Here is a 16010-nt window from a genome sequence, read left to right as displayed (position 1 = left end):
GCGGCGGCGGAGACGTACGCTTGGTACTCCGGAGGTCGTCGATCGGCGCGGCCCCTCAGCGGGAGGTATGCGCAGGCCACAGTGCCGGCCCATGACTCAGACACCGACAGCCCACATCCCTGCGCCGGGGCAGGCGCGAGCCCACTTCACCGTTCCGGCCACGCACCCGATGGTGACCGTGCTCGGCTCGGGCGACGCGCTGTTGCGCGTGATCGAGAAGGCCTTCCCGAAGGCCGACATCCATGTTCGGGGCAATCAGGTCAGCGCGATCGGTGAAGCGGCGGAAGTCGCCCTGATCCAGCGGCTTTTCGACGAGATGATGCTGGTGCTCCGCACCGGGCAGCCGATGACGGAGGACGCAGTGGAACGCTCGATCGCCATGCTCAAGGCGAGCGGGAACGGCAACGGCGACGGACCTGCCGAGACGCCCGCGGAGGTACTCACCCAGAACATCCTCTCCAGCCGCGGCCGCACCATCAGACCCAAGACCCTCAACCAGAAGCGGTACGTCGACGCGATCGACAGGAACACGATCGTCTTCGGCATCGGCCCCGCCGGTACCGGCAAGACCTACCTCGCCATGGCCAAGGCCGTGCAGGCCCTCCAGTCCAAGCAGGTCAGCCGGATCATCCTGACCCGGCCCGCCGTCGAGGCGGGGGAGCGGCTCGGATTCCTGCCGGGCACCCTCTTCGACAAGATCGACCCGTACCTGCGCCCGCTCTACGACGCGCTGCACGACATGATCGACCCCGATTCGATCCCGCGACTGATGGCGGCGGGCACGATCGAGGTGGCGCCGCTGGCCTACATGAGGGGTCGCGCTCAGCCGGTCTTCACCAACGTACTGACGCCGGAAGGCTGGCGCCCGATCGGCGATCTTGAGGTCGGTGACCTCGTCGTGGGGTCGAACGGCGAGCCGACCCCCGTCCTGGGCGTGTATCCGCAGGGAGAGAAGGACATCTACCGCGTCACGGCACAGGACGGCTCGTGGACCCTGTGCTGCGGTGAGCACCTGTGGACGGTTCGTACCGCCTCGGACAGGCGCCGCGACAAGCCGTGGCGGGTCCTGGAGACGAAGGAGATGATCGGCAACCTCCGTGCGGCGCACGCCCGCCGCTACGAACTGCCGATGCTCACCGCTCCCGTCGCCTTCCCTGAGCGGGAGGTCCCCATGGACCCGTACGCGCTCGGTCTGCTGCTCGGCGACGGGTGCCTCACCGGTTCCACCACGCCGTCCTTCTCCACAGAGGACGCGGAGCTCGTCGATGCCTTGGAGGCGGCGCTTCCTGGAGTCGCCGTGCGACACACGGGCGGTCCCGACTACGTTCTGAACAGGGTGAAGTCGCCCGGTGACGTGGTCACTCTGGAGAACCCGGTCACCCGGGTGATGCGGGAACTGGATCTGCTCGGAAGCCGTTCACACTCCAAGTTCGTGCCGGACGATTACCTGTTCAACACGGCAGAGGTCCGCCTCGCGGTGCTCCAAGGCCTGCTCGACTCCGACGGAGGCCCGGTCACCCAGCGGGACCGTACCTGTCGGATCCAGTACTCCACCGCCTCGATCGTCTTGCGGGACGACGTGATCGCTCTCGTCCAGTCGCTCGGCGGCGTGGCCTACACCCGACGGCGCGCGGCAGAGGACCGGGTGCAAGGTACTGCCATCGCCGCACACCGGTATGACGCGCACGTCGTCGAAATCAGACTCCCCGAAGACATCCAGCCCTTCCGCCTCGCCCGCAAGCAGGATGCGTACGAGGCACTCGGCGGGGGGCGTCCGATGCGCTTCATCGACTCCATCGAGCCCGCCGGCCGCGAGGAGGCCGTATGCATCCAGGTGGCCGCCGAGGACTCGCTGTACGTGACCCAGGACTACCTGCTGACGCACAACACGCTGAACGAGGCGTTCGTCGTCCTCGACGAGGCGCAGAACACCACCGCCGAGCAGATGAAGATGTTCCTGACCCGGCTCGGCTTCGATTCGAAGATCGTCGTCACCGGTGACGTCACGCAGATCGACCTGCCCGGTGGCGCCAAGAGCGGTCTGCGGGAGGTCCAGAAGATCCTCGAAGGGGTCCCGGACATCCACTTCTCGCGGCTCACGTCCGAGGATGTGGTCCGGCACAAGCTGGTCGGCCGTATCGTCGACGCGTACGAGAAGTACGACGGCGGCCGGCAGGCCGCCGACGGCCACCAGCGGAAGTAGAACTCAGCGCACCATGTCGATCGACGTCAACAACGAGTCCGGAACCGAGGTCGACGAGCAGGCGATCCTCGACATCGCCCGCTACGCGCTCACCCGGATGCGGATCCACCCGCTCTCCGAGCTCTCCGTCATCGTCATCGACGAGGACGCCATGGAGCAGCTCCACATCCAGTGGATGGATCTGCCCGGTCCGACCGACGTCATGTCCTTCCCGATGGACGAGCTCCGTCCGCCGTCCAAGGACGAGGAGGAGCCCCCGCAGGGGCTCCTCGGCGACATCGTGCTCTGCCCCGAGGTGGCCAAGAGGCAGGGTGAGGAAGCCCCGACGCAGCACTCCATGGACGAGGAGCTCCAGCTCCTGACCGTCCACGGAGTGCTGCACCTGCTCGGCTACGACCACGAGGAGCCGGACGAGAAGGCCGAGATGTTCGGCCTCCAGGCGGCCATCGTCGACGGCTGGCGCGGCGAGCGCGGCATGACCGGCGCGTCCCCGGCACCGACCGTCTCGTGAACGCTCCTCAGCTGATCACCGGGGCGGTCCTGCTGGTGGTGGTGGCCTGGTTCGCGGCCTGCGCCGAGTCCGGCATCGCCCGTATCTCCAGCTTCCGGGCCGAGCAGGCCGTACGGGAGGGCCGGCGCGGGAGCGAGAAGCTCGCCCAGGTCGCCGGCGACCCCACCCGCTACCTGAACGTGGCCCTGCTCGTCCGGGTCACCTGCGAGATGGCGGCCGGGGTGCTCGTCACCTACGTCTGCCTCGACGAGTTCGGCGAGAACTGGACCGCGCTGCTCGTGGCCATCGCGGTCATGGTGCTCGTCTCCTTCGTCGCCGTGGGCGTCTCCCCGCGCACGATCGGCCGCCAGCACCCGCTGAACACGGCGACGGCGGCCGCGTACGTCCTCGTACCGTTGGCCCGGATCATGGGGCCGATCCCGCAGCTGCTGATCCTCATCGGCAACGCGCTCACGCCCGGCAAGGGCTTCCGCAAGGGGCCCTTCGCCTCCGAGGCCGAGCTGCGCGCGATGGTGGACCTCGCGGAGAAGGAATCGCTGATCGAGGACGACGAGCGCCGCATGGTGCACCAGATCTTCGAGCTCGGCGACACGCTGGTGCGCGAGGTGATGGTGCCGCGTACCGACCTCGTCTGCATCGAGCGGTACAAGACGGTCCGTCAGGCGACCACGCTCGCGCTGCGGTCGGGCTTCTCCCGCATCCCGGTGACCGGGGAGAACGAGGACGACATAGTCGGGATCGTCTACCTGAAGGACCTGGTCCGCAAGACGCACATCAGCCGGGAGGCCGAGGCCGACCTGGTCTCGACCGCGATGCGGCCGGCCGTCTTCGTACCGGACACCAAGAACGCGGGCGATCTGCTGCGCGAGATGCAGCAGGTTCGCAACCATGTGGCGGTCGTCATCGACGAGTACGGCGGCACGGCCGGCATCGTCACCATCGAGGACATCCTCGAAGAGATCGTCGGTGAGATCACCGACGAGTACGACCGGGAGCTGCCGCCGGTCGAGGACCTGGGCGAGGACCGCTACCGGGTCACCGCGCGGCTCGACATCACCGACCTCGGCGAGCTGTTCAAGGTCGAGGCCTTCGACGACGAGGACGTGGAGACGGTCGGCGGACTGCTGGCCAAGGCGCTGGGGAGGGTGCCGATCGCGGGGGCCTCGTCGTTGGTGGAGCTGCCGGACGGGCGTCCGCTGCGGCTGACCGCCGAGTCCCCGGCGGGCCGCCGGAACAAGATCGTGACGGTACTGGTGGAGCCGGTCGCCGCGGCGGAGGCCGCGGGGGAGGAGGGGGAATGACCCCGGAGCAACTGCGCGCGTTCTGCCTGGGCTTCAACGCGGCGGTGGAGGAGTTCCCCTTCACGCCGGAGACCTCGGTGTTCAAGGTGCTGGGCAAGGTGTTCGCGCTGTCGGCGCTGGACGCGGATCCGCTCAAGGTCAACCTGAAGTGCGACCCGGAGCTGGCGGTGCGGCTGCGCGAGGAGCACGAGGCGATCGTCCCGGGCTATCACATGAACAAGCGGCACTGGAACACGGTGACGGTGGGCGGGCCGGGAGGCCTGCCTGAGCGGCTGGTGCGGGAGTTGGTGGAGGACTCGTACGACCTGGTGGTCGCGGGTCTGCCGAGGGCGGAGCGGCTGCGGCTGGACCGGCCGTAGCGGTGTCCCCGCCCGGGCGGTGGGGTGGTCGCGCGGGGGAGCCGGGCGGCTCCCTATGCTTTCGACCATGACCGACAGCACCGGGATCGACCCCGAGGACAGCAAGATCATCACGCTGGCGCGCAGCGCCCGGGCCCGCAACGGGGTGCCCGAGGGGGCGGCGGTGCGCGACGAGACGGGCCGCACGTACGTCGCCGGGACGGTGGAACTCGACTCCCTGAAGCTGAGCGCGCTGCAGACCGCGGTCGCGATGGCGGTGGCGAGCGGGGCGCGGTCGCTGGAGGCGGCGGCCGTCGTCAGCGCGGCCGACGCCCCGGCCGAGGCCGACCGCGCGGCGGTCCGCGACCTCGGCGGCCCGGACACCCCGGTCCTCCTGGCCGCCCCGGACGGCACCCTGAAGTCCACCACCCCGGCAGGACCGTAGCCCCCCCCCGGCGCCTCTCAGCCTCGCCGGCGTTTGAGGCGCGGGTCCGGGCGGAGCCCGGTGCCCGGCGGAGCCGGGTTCCCTGGGGCTCCGCCCCAGACCCCGCGCCTCAAACGCCGGCGAGGCTGGGTGTGGCGCCGATGCTGCCCGCCGGGAGGCTATCGGCGGCGGATGGTCATCGCCATCAGGGCGGCCATCGCGCACAGTGCGCCCGAGGCGTACCAGACGGTGTCGTACGAGCCGGTGAGATCGCGGGTCAGGCCTCCCAGGAAGGCCACCAGGGCGGCGCCGATCTGGTGCGAGGCCAGGACCCAGCCGAAGACGATCGCGCCGTCCTCCCCGTAGTGCTCGCGGCACAGCGCGATCGTCGGCGGGACGGTCGCGACCCAGTCCAGGCCGTAGAAGACGATGAAGAAGACCAGCGGCGGCCGCACCGACGGCGCCAGCAGGATCGGCAGGAAGAGCAGCGAGATCCCGCGCAGGGCGTAGTAGACGGCCAGCAGTCGCCGGGAGTCGAAGCGGTCCGTGAACCAGCCCGAGGCCACCGTGCCGATCACGTCGAACACGCCGACCACCGCCAGCAGCCCGGCGGCCGCCGTCACCGGCATGCCGTGGTCGTGGGCGGCGGGTACGAAGTGGGTCTTGACCAGGCCGTTCGTCGAGGCGCCGCAGATCGCGAAGGTGCCCGCCAGCAGCCAGAACGGACCTGTCCGGGCAGCGTCCAGCAGCACCCGCAGCGCCCGCCGGGTCGCGCCCGGGGTCGGGGCCGGCTTCTCCGCGTACGAGCCGCCGTACGGCGCGAGCCCCACGTCCGCCGGGTGGTCGCGCATCAGCAGCCACACGAAGGGGGAGACGGCCAGCGCCGCCAGGGAGACCGTCACCGTCGCCGGGCGCCAGCCGTGCTGGTCCACCAGCCAGGCCAGCAGCGGCAGGAAGACCAGCTGACCGGAGGCGCCGGCCGCGGTCAGGATGCCGGTGACCAGGCCGCGCCGGGCGGTGAACCAGCGGTTCGTCACCGTCGCCGCGAAGGCCAGGGCCATGGAGCCGCTGCCCAGCCCCACGACGACGCCCCAGAACAGCACGAGCTGCCAGGGCTCGGTCATCCACACCGTGGCCAGCGAGCCCGAGGCGATGACGAGCAGGGCCAGGGCCACGACCCGGCGGATGCCGAACCGGTCCATCAGCGCGGCGGCGAAGGGGGCGGTGAGCCCGTACAGCGCGAGATTGACCGATACGGCGAGCCCGATCGTGCCGCGCGACCAGTCGAACTCCGCGTGCAGCGGCTCGATGAGCAGTCCGGGCAGGGAGGCGAAGCCCGCCGCGCCGATGATCGTCACGAAGGCGACGGCGGCGACGAACCAGGCGCGGTGGACACGGGCGGGCTGCCGAGGGGCGCGCGGGGTGGCCGTGGAGGCGGGGGCTGTCTGGGACACGTCGACAGCTTCCGGCCACCGGGGGACCGCACGAAAGTGGCTTGACCGTCATGGTTCGCTACGATCGGGCCATGGAGTCGACGAAGCCGGAGAAGTCGCAGGAGCGGGCGCACCGCGTCGTCGTCCTCGCCCTCACCGGGCTGCTGCCCTTCGAGCTCGGCATCCCGCACCGGATCTTCGGGCGGGCCAAGGACCCGGCCGGGCGGCCGCTGTACGAGATCCTCACCTGCGGGCTCGAACCGGGGCCGGTGCGCACGGACGCCGACTTCGCGGTCCATGTCGAGCACGGCCCCGAACTGCTGGCCACCGCCGACACGGTGGTGGTGCCGGCCTCGTACGAGCTCGGCCCGGTGCACGAGGAGGGCCGGCTGAGCGAGGAGCTCGCGGCGGCACTCGCGCACATCCGGCCCGGCACCCGGCTGGTCTCCATCTGCACGGGCAGCTACGTCCTCGCCGCCGCCGGGTACCTGGACGGCCGCCCCGCCACCACCCACTGGGCCTCCGCCGAGCACTTCCAGCAGCTCTTCCCGGCCGTCCGGGTCGACCCGGACGTGCTCTACACCGACGACGGGGACGTGCTCACCTCGGCCGGCGTCGCCGCCGGTGTCGACCTGTGCCTGCACATCGTGCGCCGCGACCACGGCACGGCCGTCGCCAACGAGGTGGCCCGGCGGACGGTCGTACCGCCCCACCGGGAGGGCGGGCAGGCGCAGTTCATCGCGCGCCCGATGCCGGAGCCGCAGCTCGCCAGCACCACGGCGGCCCGCGCGTGGGTGCTGGACCGGCTGCACGAACCGCTCCGGCTGACCGACCTGGCCCGACAGGAGGCCATGTCGGTCCGGACCTTCACGCGCCGGTTCCGCGAGGAGTCGGGCGTCAGCCCCGGCCGGTGGATCGTCGGCCGGCGGGTGGAGCGGGCCCGGCAGCTGCTGGAGCAGACGGAGCTGCCGATGGAGCAGGTGGCGCGGGACAGCGGTTTCGGTACGGCCCAGTCGCTGCGCAAGCACGTGCAGGCGGCGCTGGGGGTGAGCCCGACGGCGTACCGCCGCACCTTCCGTACGGCAGGCGTGGCAGGCACGGCAGACGCGGCGGGTACCGCAGGTGCGGCGGGCGCGGTGGGTAACCTGCCATCTCCTGATGGGCCATCAGATGATGCCGGGGCCGTGCATTGACTTCTCCCGCCCCCCGCTCGTGAATGGCCCCCTGCGCCGGGCTCGGGCGCGCGGGAACCCAGGGGGCGGGCAGTGCTAACAGGGGCGCGCAAGCGGAGATGGTCGGCGGCCGTGGGCTTGGTCGTGCTGGCGGCCACGACCGGGGGCGCGCTCGGCGCACCCGCCGCCGCCGAGGGGGAGACGCCCCCGGGCCAGGTGGACTTCCCCACCCACTGCCCGGCACCCCAGGAGGCCGGGCTCCCGCCCGCGGACGGACCGACCACCGCGCGGATCGCCGTCGACAACCCGGCCCCACGGGTCGGCGACACCGTCACCGTCACCTACCAGGTGGTGCGCACCCCCGCCGGCAACCCGGTCGGCGGCGAACTCCCCGCCGACGTGCTGACCCCGACCGGCCGGATCGTGTTGGCCGGCGCGCAGAGCGGCGAGGTCACGGTGGTCGGGGCCAAACGCAACGACCCCGTCCCGGCGGGCGCGGCCCTCCCCGCCGTCACGATGACCGGCACCTTCACCGTCACCGCACCCGGCCAGACCACCCTCGCCCCGGGCGGTTACACCCTGCACACCAGCCACCTGCTGGACCTGGACACCGTCTGCACCGCCGACGCCGCGTCCGCCGCTCCCGTCGCCGCCCGCCTGACCGCGACCGAGCTGCCGACGGCCAACCTGCGCAGCGTCTTCCTCGGCGCCGCCCAGGGCAGGCCGGGCGCCAAGGTCGAGGTCACCGCCGCCGGCTTCCCGCCGGGCGCGGCCGTCACGGTCGCCGGGCGGGCCGGCGCCGCCGAGACCGCCGACCGGGTGAGCGCCACCGCCGACGAACGGGGCACCGCCCTGGTCGAGCTGCCCGTCACGGACAAGGCCACCACCGCGGTGATCGCCTACGAGGGCGCCGCCTGGTCGGCGCGCCAGGGCTCGGGCCCGGCGGCGTACACGGTCATCGACGCCGCCCCGGGGCCGGCCCCCGCCGTCCGGAAGGTCACGGCCACCGTCGAGTCGGGCGTCCTCGGCATGACCCAGACCGGCGAGGACATCACCCTCGGCGCCGTCCCGTACGGCGACGGCGGCGCCGCCCCCGGCCGGATCGGGACGGTCACCGTCACCGACGCCCGCGGTGGTCCGGCCGGCTGGTCCCTGATCGGCAAGGTCACCGACTTCACCGGACCCGGCGGGGTCCGCATCCCGGGCGCCTCCCTGTCCTGGACCCCGACGTGCGTGGCGGCGGCCGGCAGTCGCAGCGTCTGTACGGCGGGCAGCGCGGGCGTGGTCGGGCCGGAGGGGGCCCTCCTGGCCTCCACCCCCGACGCGGCGCCGGCCGGCGGCACCTTCACCGTCGACGCCACGGTGACCCTGCGGGTGCCGCCGTACACCCCGCCGGGCGCGTACACGGCGGTCCTGACCCTGACCCTGTCGTGACGGGCCGGACAGGACGGACGAGCCCACCGCTGCTCCGCCGTCTCCGGGGACTCCGCCCCGGACCCCGCGCATCGAACGTCGGCAGGGCTGTCTTCGGCGCCGCCCTGCTCGCCCTCGCCCTCGCCCCCGCCGGGACGGCGACGGCCGCCGACGACGGGCAGTGGTCCGTGTCGCCGGTCGCGAACACCGTCGGGCAGCGGCCCTCCTTCTACCTCGCCGCCGCGCCCGGCCGGTCCGTCGCCGACGCCGTCACCCTCACCAACCGCACCGACCGGCCCCGTACCTTCCGGCTGTACGTCGCCGACGCCTACAACACCGCCCGCGACGGAGGCTTCGCCGTGCGCGGCCCCGAGGAGCCGCGGCGGGCCACCGCCGCGTGGGCGAAGCTCGACCGGGAGCGCGTCACCGTCGCCGCCCACGGGTCGGTCGCCGTCGGCTTCACCCTCACCGTCCCCGACCGGGCGGAACCGGGAGACCACCCCGGCGCCGTCGTGGCCCTGGAGGAACGGCCGGCCGCCGCGAGGCCCGACGCCGGCCGGGGGATCGGCGTACAGCAGGCCGTCGCCGCCCGGCTGTACCTGCGGGTCACCGGCCCCACCGCCCCCGCCCTCACCGTCCGGGGCGTCACCGTGCGCCGTCGCGGCTCCGGAGCGGACATCTCGTACACGCTCACCAACATCGGCAATGTCACCCTCCGCCCCCGGGCCGGTCTCACCGCCACCGGTGTCCTCGGCCGCTCGCTCCTCGCCCGCGAGCTCGGCGGACTGCCCGCCGAGCTGCTGCCGGGTCAGGAAGTACGGCTCAGCGCCCGTTGGGAGGGCGCGCCCAGAGCGGAATGGGCCGAGGTCACCGTGCGCGCGCGGGCCGACGGAACCACAGCTCAGGGCCGTGCGGACCTCGCCGACCACCCCTCGTTCACGGCCGTGGCGGCCCTCGTCGCCGTGATCTGGTCGGCGCTGGGAGCCGCATCGGGGAGAATGGCCCGTATGAGCGATCGTTCCCCCGAGTCCACCGCCCCGCACCGTGCGGGGTTCGCCTGCTTCGTCGGCCGCCCCAACGCGGGGAAGTCGACCCTCACCAACGCACTCGTGGGCACCAAGGTCGCGATCACCTCCAACCGGCCGCAGACCACCCGCCACACCGTTCGCGGCATCGTGCACCGCCCCGACGCCCAGCTCGTCCTCGTCGACACGCCCGGCCTCCACAAGCCGCGCACCCTGCTCGGCGAGCGCCTCAACGACGTCGTACGGACCACCTGGGCCGAGGTCGACGTCATCGGCTTCTGCCTGCCGGCCGACCAGAAGCTCGGCCCCGGCGACAAGTTCATCGCCAAGGAGCTGGCGGGGATCAAGAAGACCCCCAAGATCGCCATCATCACCAAGACCGACCTGGTCGAGTCCAAGCAGCTGGCCGAGCAGCTCCTCGCCGTGCACCAGCTCGGCGCCGAGCTCGGCTTCGAGTGGGCCGAGATCGTTCCCGTCTCGGCCGTGGGCGACACCCAGGTCCAGCTGCTGGCCGACCTGATCGCGCCGCTGCTGCCGGAGAGCCCGCCGCTCTACCCGGAGGGCGACCTCACCGACGAGCCCGAGATGGTCATGGTCGCGGAGCTGATCCGCGAGGCCGCGCTGGAGGGCGTACGGGACGAGCTCCCGCACTCCATCGCCGTGGTCGTCGAGGAGATGATCCCGCGCGAGAACCGTCCGGCGGACCGCCCGCTGCTCGACATCCACGCCAACGTCTACATCGAGCGGCCGAGCCAGAAGGGCATCATCATCGGCCCGAAGGGCTCCCGCCTGAAGGAGGTCGGGATGAAGTCGCGCAAGCACATCGAGGCGCTGCTCGGCACCCCGGTCTTCCTCGACCTGCACGTGAAGGTCGCCAAGGACTGGCAGCGGGACCCCAAGCAGTTGCGCAAGCTGGGCTTCTGAGGCGGGCACGGCACGCCACGCCACGCCACGACGGAACGAACGACGACACGACGAACGGACGCCGCCCCGCAGGGGGCCGCGTCCGTTCGTCGTTCTGCCGTTCTGGTGTTCCGTCGTTCCGGCGCTCTGCCGTCGCGTTCGGCTACGCGGGCCGGCGCACCCGCACCACGTTGTCCGTACGGGTCCCGGGCGTGCCGTCGGGCTGGTTCTGGACCCGCTCGGTCTCCTCGGCCCGCAGTACCTCCCAGCCCGCCGTGATCGGCTCCAGCTGCGCGAGGACCTCCGCGGGCGTGGGGAAGTGCGCCTCCTCCCGCTCCTCCTGCCAGGGCGCCCAGCCCGCGTGACCGACCACCAGGAGGGTGCCGCCGGGTGCCACGGCCGAGGCGGCCGCGCGCAGGACGGCGTCCCGGGGGAAGTCCCCGTAGTTGTGCAGGAAGCAGGCCGAGACGAGGTCGAACTCCCCTTCCGGGAAGGACTCCGTCAGATCGTGCCGCGCGAAGGCGACCCGGTCCGCGACCCCGGCCTCCGCGGCGTGCTCGGCCGCGCGGCCGAGGGCGACCCCGGAGATGTCGGTCCCGGTGACCGTCCATCCGCCGCGAGCCAGCCAGACGGCGTCGGCGCCCTCCCCGCACCCGAGGTCCAGGGCCCGGCCGGGGGCGAGGGCGGACACCTCGTGCACCAGCATGGCGTTGGGCTCGCCGCTCCAGATCCGGTCGCTCTCCCCGTAGCGGCCGTCCCAGAACGCCTCGCCGGCGGGCGGTGCGTCCGCGGGGTAGTCGTGGGAGTGTGCGTGCGTGTGGGTGTGCTCGGTCATGGGTCCCTCTTCCAGTACGGGTGCCGGTACGGCCGATGCTCCGCCCGCCGAGGGACCTACGGCAAACTTTGTTGCCGACCTGGCAAAGAGCGGCGGATCACACCTCGGGTTCGGCGATCAGGGCCGTGGCGACGCGGCGGAAGCCGATGCGCGAGTAGACGCGGGCCACGTCCTCGTCGCCCGCCGAGAGGAAGACCGTACGGGCCCCGCGCTCCCGGGCCCGGGCGACGAGGGCGGCCGTGACCCCGAGGGCCAGGCCCTGGCGGCGGGCCGAGGGGAGGGTGCCGACGCCCACGACCTCCACGACGTCCCCGACCGGGTTGTACTGGCCGGCGCACAGCACCACGCCGTCCCGTACGGCCGCGGCCAGGGCCGTGGTGCCCGCCGCCAGCTTCCCGGAGACGCGCGCCCGGCCCTCCTCGGCCGCCGGCTCCGTCATCGCCGCCGCCAGTTCCGCGGGTCCGGCCTCGCCCACGGCCGTTCCCGGGGCCCCGAAGGCCAGGGCCGGGACCGTCACCGCGGCGGTCAGCAACGGGTCGTCGGCGTCGAGCAGCCGGACCTCCGGGTGCGGGGGAAGGGCCTCGGCCGCGGGGTCCAGGACCATCAGGGGGTGCGCGTGGACCCGTAGTCCCGCCGCCTCCACCGCCGCCCGGAGCGAGGGGCTGGTTTCGGCCACCCACTCGAAGGCCTCGGGCACCTTCAGCTCCCGTTGGCGCTCCCAGACCCGTTCCACGTCGGCCCGGGTCGCCTCGGTGCCGCCGAGCGTGGGCCGCGCGTAGTACGGCCAGCCCGTGCCCTCCTGGACGAAGAGGGTCAGCGGGCCGAAGTCCTCGGCGCGGGCACCGCCCACCCGCGGCACCGTGTCGTAGTACCGCTCCAGCTCGGACAGCGTCGAATCGATCATGTTGTCGGTCATTCGGCCATCCAAACAAAGCGGCGCCGACCGGGCACCTTCTTTCCTCAGGCACCCTCCTTCAGTACGCGTGAGATCAGTGCCCGTTGGGCGTCCGTCAGGTGCGGTTCCGCGCACGCCACCGTCCGACCGTCCACCGTGATCCGGTACGAGAAGCCGTCCCGTACCCGGTCCGCCGGGTCGGCGGGCGGGGCGGGCCGCAGCGCGAGCTGGGCCAGGGCCCGCCACTCGTCCTCGTCCGGCCGGCCCGCGGTGTCCATCTCGGCCCGGCGCTCGATGCCCGCGAAGCCGCCCGTCCGTATCACCTGAATGCGCATGGCAGCCCTCTACCCCGCGAGCGGGACACCCACCGCGGACCACGCCTTCTGGAGCGCCTGGTGCTCGGCGCCACCGTCCCCGTACCGGGTCACGGCCGCCGCCGTCGAGAGCCGCGCGAAGTCCGCGAAGTCCGCGTTCTCGGCGAGCTCCCCACCGGTCAGGGCGTCGTACCAGATCTGTCCGGCCCGCTCCCAGGCCTTGCCGCCCAGCTCGGTCGCCACGATGTAGAAGGCGTGGTTGGGGATGCCCGAGTTGATGTGGACGCCGCCGTTGTCGCTGTGGGTGTTCACGTAGTCGTCCATGGTGGCCGGCTGCGGGTCCTTGCCGAGCTCGTCGTCGTCGTACGCGGTGCCCGGCGCCTTCATCGAGCGCAGCGCGACGCCGGTGACATTCGGGCCGAGCAGCCCGGCCCCGATCAGCCAGTCGGCCTGCTCGGCGGTCTGCTCCAGCGAGTACTGCTTGATCAGTGAGCCGAAGACGTCGGACATCGACTCGTTCAGGGCACCGGACTGGCCGCGGTAGGTCAGGTTCGCCGTGTACTGGGTGACACCGTGGGTCAGCTCGTGCCCGATGACGTCCACCGACACGGTGAAGTCGAGGAAGAGGTCCCCGTCCCCGTCGCCGAAGACCATCTGCCGGCCGTCCCAGAAGGCGTTGTTGTAGTCCTCGCTGTAATGGACGGTCGCGTCCAGGGCGAGCCCGGCGTCGTCGATGGAGCGCCGCCCGAAGCCCTTGAGGAACAGTTCGTAGGTGGCCCCGAGCCCGGCGTAGGCGCGGTTGACGGTGGCGTCCTGGCTCAGCGGGCCGCCCTCGCCCCGGACCTTCTTCCCGGGCAGCCGGGTGCGGTGCTGGGCGTCGTAGATCGTCCGCTCCGGATCGTCGGAGGCCGTCACGGCGAGGGTGGGGACGACGCCCCGGACGGCGGTGACCCGGCGCCGGGTACGCAGCAGGGAGTCGCGTTCCAGGGTGCGCTGGGCGAGGTCGGCGCGGCGGGAGTCCTCGGAGCGGGCGGCCTTGTCGAGGAGGTGCGGCGGTACGACCGTGCAGAAGACGGGGTCGTGGCGGTGGGCGTGGGAGGCATCCATGCCGGAAATGTGGCAGTGGGTCATGACGCTGTCACTACCTGCGACCATGATTCATTCACTTGTCTGAAAGCGGTAACGCTGGATTGACGGAACAACCGGACCTGACGGGTGTGAACGAGGCTTGGCTCACATTTGGGGCAAATCGGACCCTCGGGTCTTGCATACTGAAACAGGTCCTCGCGCAACGGCGCGGCTCGGCTAGGCTCGGCCCATCATGCGTTTCGGGCTGCTTCTCCTTAGCTGCCGCGGCGAGGGTCTGTAGTCGTAGGCCGACCCCCTCCCCGCGGAGTTCGGTGTTGCGGTTTTCACTACCGCCGTCGGCCGTCCCAGCGAACTACACGCGGACACGCGAGGAGCCCAACGCCATGAGCCAGCAGCCTTTTGTCGGTCGCCCCACGCCCATCACGAACGCGACCCACACCCAGAAGACCTCCGGCATGCCGATCCACAAGTACGGCTCGTACGAGCAGGTGGACATCCCGGATCGCACCTGGCCGGACGCCCGCGTCAGCAAGGCCCCCCGCTGGCTCTCCACCGACCTGCGCGACGGCAACCAGTCGCTGATCGACCCGATGACCCCCGCCCGCAAGCGCGAGATGTTCGACCTGCTGGTGCGCATGGGCTACAAGGAGATCGAGGTCGGCTTCCCCTCCTCCGGCGAGACCGACTTCGCCTTCGTGCGCTCCATCATCGAAGAGGGCGCGATCCCGGACGACGTCACCATCTCCGTACTGACCCAGGCCCGCGAGGACCTGATCGAGCGGACCGTGGAGTCCCTGGTCGGCGCCAAGCGCGCCACCGTCCACCTGTACAACGCCACGGCCCCGACCTTCCGCCGGGTCGTCTTCCGCGGCTCCAAGGAGCAGATCAAGCAGATCGCCGTCGACGGCACCCGCCTGGTCATGGAGTACGCGGACAAGCTGCTGGGTCCCGAGACCACCTTCGGCTACCAGTACAGCCCGGAGATCTTCACCGACACCGAGCTGGACTTCGCCCTGGAGGTCTGCGAGGCCGTCTGTGACGTCTGGCAGCCGGCCGAGGGCCGCGAGATCATCCTGAACCTGCCCGCCACCGTGGAGCGCTCGACGCCGTCCACGCACGCGGACCGCTTCGAGTGGATGGCCCGCAACCTGACCCGCCGCGAGCACATCTGCATCTCCGTGCACCCGCACAACGACCGCGGCACCGCCGTCGCCGCCGCCGAACTGGCCCTGATGGCCGGCGCCGACCGCATCGAGGGCTGCCTGTTCGGGCAGGGCGAGCGCACCGGCAACGTCGACCTGATCACGCTGGGCATGAACCTGTTCTCCCAGGGCATCGACCCGCAGATCGACTTCTCGCAGATCGACGAGATCCGTCGCACCAGCGAGTACTGCAACCAGATGGAGGTCCACCCGCGCCACCCCTACGCGGGCGACCTGGTCTACACCGCCTTCTCCGGCTCCCACCAGGACGCCATCAAGAAGGGCTTCGACGCGATGGAGGCCGACGCGGCCGCCGCCGGCAAGACCGTCGACGACATCGAGTGGGCCGTGCCCTACCTGCCGATCGACCCGAAGGACGTCGGCCGCTCCTACGAGGCCGTCATCCGGGTCAACTCGCAGTCCGGCAAGGGCGGCATCGCCTACGTCCTGAAGAACGACCACAAGCTGGACCTGCCGCGCCGCATGCAGATCGAGTTCTCCCGGATCATCCAGGCCAAGACCGACTCCGAGGGCGGAGAGGTCACGCCGAAGGCGATCTGGTCGGTCTTCGAGGACGAGTACCTGCCCAACCCCGAGAACCCGTGGGGCCGCATCCAGCTGCGCTCCGGTTCGACGGCCACCGACAAGGACGGCACGGACACGCTGACCGTCGAGGCGGTCGTGGACGGTGTGGAGACGGTCCTGGACGGCACCGGCAACGGTCCGATCTCGGCCTTCTTCGACGCGCTGGCCGGCATCGGCATCGACGCCCGCCTGCTGGACTACACCGAACACACCATGAGCGAGGGCGCCTCCGCCGTGGCCGCCTCGTACATCGAGTGCGCGATCGACGGCCGTGTCCTGTGGGGCATCGGCATCGACGCCAACACCACCCGCGCCTCCCTGAAGGCGGTCATCTCCGCCGTCAACCGCGCGGGCCGCTGACCACTCG

14 protein-coding genes are annotated in these 16010 nt (G+C 71.8%); 9 read left to right on the top strand and 5 right to left on the bottom strand.

From position 1 onward, the window contains the following. Positions 1 to 91 precede the first annotated feature (91 nt). The 5 genes from BCL76_RS08240 (at position 92) to BCL76_RS08220 (ending at position 4798) form a co-directional block, all read left to right on the top strand. Positions 92 to 2203, top strand: a complete 2112-nt coding sequence (locus BCL76_RS08240) for a PhoH family protein (RefSeq protein WP_109778822.1) — start codon at positions 92 to 94, stop codon at positions 2201 to 2203. 13 nt (positions 2204 to 2216) lie between these two features. Next, positions 2217 to 2714: an rRNA maturation RNase YbeY gene (gene ybeY / locus BCL76_RS08235; RefSeq protein ID WP_109778821.1), complete on the top strand. Its 498-nt coding sequence runs from the start codon at positions 2217 to 2219 to the stop codon at positions 2712 to 2714. Beyond that, a complete protein-coding gene (locus BCL76_RS08230; protein ID WP_030757415.1) occupies positions 2711 to 4015 on the top strand; it encodes a hemolysin family protein in 1305 nt (434 codons plus the stop codon). Before ybeY ends, BCL76_RS08230 begins: the two co-directional genes overlap by 4 nt. Further along, on the top strand, positions 4012 to 4374 hold the full coding sequence (locus tag BCL76_RS08225) for an MmcQ/YjbR family DNA-binding protein (RefSeq protein ID WP_109778820.1): 363 nt from the start codon (positions 4012 to 4014) through the stop codon (positions 4372 to 4374). The genes BCL76_RS08230 and BCL76_RS08225 overlap by 4 nt, the downstream gene beginning before the upstream one ends. A gap of 67 nt (positions 4375 to 4441) precedes the next feature. Further along, positions 4442 to 4798 (top strand): cytidine deaminase, encoded by a 357-nt coding sequence (locus tag BCL76_RS08220; protein ID WP_109778819.1) that lies wholly within the window; start codon positions 4442 to 4444, stop codon positions 4796 to 4798. A 158-nt stretch (positions 4799 to 4956) separates the two neighbouring features. Here the strand turns inward: BCL76_RS08220 and BCL76_RS08215 are convergent, their stop codons facing one another. Further along, positions 4957 to 6231: an MFS transporter gene (locus tag BCL76_RS08215; RefSeq protein WP_109778818.1), complete on the bottom strand. Its 1275-nt coding sequence runs from the start codon at positions 6229 to 6231 to the stop codon at positions 4957 to 4959. Between the two features lie 71 nt (positions 6232 to 6302). Between BCL76_RS08215 and BCL76_RS08210 the strand changes: the two genes are divergently transcribed. From BCL76_RS08210 to era, 3 genes are all read left to right on the top strand, one after another. After that, on the top strand, positions 6303 to 7403 hold the full coding sequence (locus BCL76_RS08210) for a GlxA family transcriptional regulator (protein WP_109778916.1): 1101 nt from the start codon (positions 6303 to 6305) through the stop codon (positions 7401 to 7403). A 117-nt stretch (positions 7404 to 7520) separates the two neighbouring features. After that, positions 7521 to 8816 (top strand): beta-xylosidase, encoded by a 1296-nt coding sequence (locus BCL76_RS08205; protein ID WP_109778915.1) that lies wholly within the window; start codon positions 7521 to 7523, stop codon positions 8814 to 8816. A 977-nt stretch (positions 8817 to 9793) separates the two neighbouring features. Further along, positions 9794 to 10744, top strand: a complete 951-nt coding sequence (era, locus tag BCL76_RS08200) for a GTPase Era (RefSeq protein WP_030384631.1) — start codon at positions 9794 to 9796, stop codon at positions 10742 to 10744. A gap of 142 nt (positions 10745 to 10886) precedes the next feature. Here the strand turns inward: era and BCL76_RS08195 are convergent, their stop codons facing one another. The 4 genes from BCL76_RS08195 to BCL76_RS08180 form a co-directional block, all read right to left on the bottom strand. Then, positions 10887 to 11558: an SAM-dependent methyltransferase gene (locus tag BCL76_RS08195; protein ID WP_258309436.1), complete on the bottom strand. Its 672-nt coding sequence runs from the start codon at positions 11556 to 11558 to the stop codon at positions 10887 to 10889. A 97-nt stretch (positions 11559 to 11655) separates the two neighbouring features. Beyond that, on the bottom strand, positions 11656 to 12474 hold the full coding sequence (locus BCL76_RS08190; protein WP_258309435.1) for a GNAT family N-acetyltransferase: 819 nt from the start codon (positions 12472 to 12474) through the stop codon (positions 11656 to 11658). Positions 12475 to 12518: 44 nt separating this feature from the next. Beyond that, entirely contained in the window at positions 12519 to 12788 is a 270-nt protein-coding gene (locus BCL76_RS08185; RefSeq protein ID WP_109778816.1) for a protealysin inhibitor emfourin, read from the bottom strand. A gap of 9 nt (positions 12789 to 12797) precedes the next feature. Continuing rightward, positions 12798 to 13874 (bottom strand): M4 family metallopeptidase, encoded by a 1077-nt coding sequence (locus BCL76_RS08180; RefSeq protein WP_109778913.1) that lies wholly within the window; start codon positions 13872 to 13874, stop codon positions 12798 to 12800. 365 nt (positions 13875 to 14239) lie between these two features. Here BCL76_RS08180 and leuA point away from each other — a divergent pair, with 365 nt between their 5' ends. Next, the gene (leuA, locus tag BCL76_RS08175) at positions 14240 to 16003 is read left to right on the top strand and encodes a 2-isopropylmalate synthase (RefSeq protein WP_109778815.1); all 1764 of its coding nucleotides are present in this window, start codon (positions 14240 to 14242) and stop codon (positions 16001 to 16003) included. The last annotated feature ends 7 nt before the right edge of the window (positions 16004 to 16010 follow it).

This window comes from Streptomyces sp. CG 926, assembly GCF_003148825.1.
Lineage (GTDB): Bacteria > Actinomycetota > Actinomycetes > Streptomycetales > Streptomycetaceae > Streptomyces.
This window is presented reverse-complemented; position numbering and strand designations above follow the sequence as displayed.

Excerpts from the sequence above, each read along its gene's own strand:
- BCL76_RS08225 (WP_109778820.1), top strand. The coding sequence starts at position 4,012 with ATGACCCCGGAGCAACTGCGCGCGTTCTGCCTGGGCTTCAACGCGGCG.
- BCL76_RS08220 (WP_109778819.1), top strand. The coding sequence starts at position 4,442 with ATGACCGACAGCACCGGGATCGACCCCGAGGACAGCAAGATCATCACG.
- BCL76_RS08185 (WP_109778816.1), bottom strand. The coding sequence starts at position 12,788 with ATGCGCATTCAGGTGATACGGACGGGCGGCTTCGCGGGCATCGAGCGC.
- BCL76_RS08195 (WP_258309436.1), bottom strand. The coding sequence starts at position 11,558 with ATGACCGAGCACACCCACACGCACGCACACTCCCACGACTACCCCGCG.
- BCL76_RS08210 (WP_109778916.1), top strand. The coding sequence starts at position 6,303 with ATGGAGTCGACGAAGCCGGAGAAGTCGCAGGAGCGGGCGCACCGCGTC.
- BCL76_RS08240 (WP_109778822.1), top strand. The coding sequence starts at position 92 with ATGACTCAGACACCGACAGCCCACATCCCTGCGCCGGGGCAGGCGCGA.
- BCL76_RS08180 (WP_109778913.1), bottom strand. The coding sequence starts at position 13,874 with ATGGATGCCTCCCACGCCCACCGCCACGACCCCGTCTTCTGCACGGTC.
- ybeY (WP_109778821.1), top strand. The coding sequence starts at position 2,217 with ATGTCGATCGACGTCAACAACGAGTCCGGAACCGAGGTCGACGAGCAG.
- BCL76_RS08190 (WP_258309435.1), bottom strand. The coding sequence starts at position 12,474 with ATGACCGACAACATGATCGATTCGACGCTGTCCGAGCTGGAGCGGTAC.
- era (WP_030384631.1), top strand. The coding sequence starts at position 9,794 with ATGGCCCGTATGAGCGATCGTTCCCCCGAGTCCACCGCCCCGCACCGT.
- leuA (WP_109778815.1), top strand. The coding sequence starts at position 14,240 with ATGAGCCAGCAGCCTTTTGTCGGTCGCCCCACGCCCATCACGAACGCG.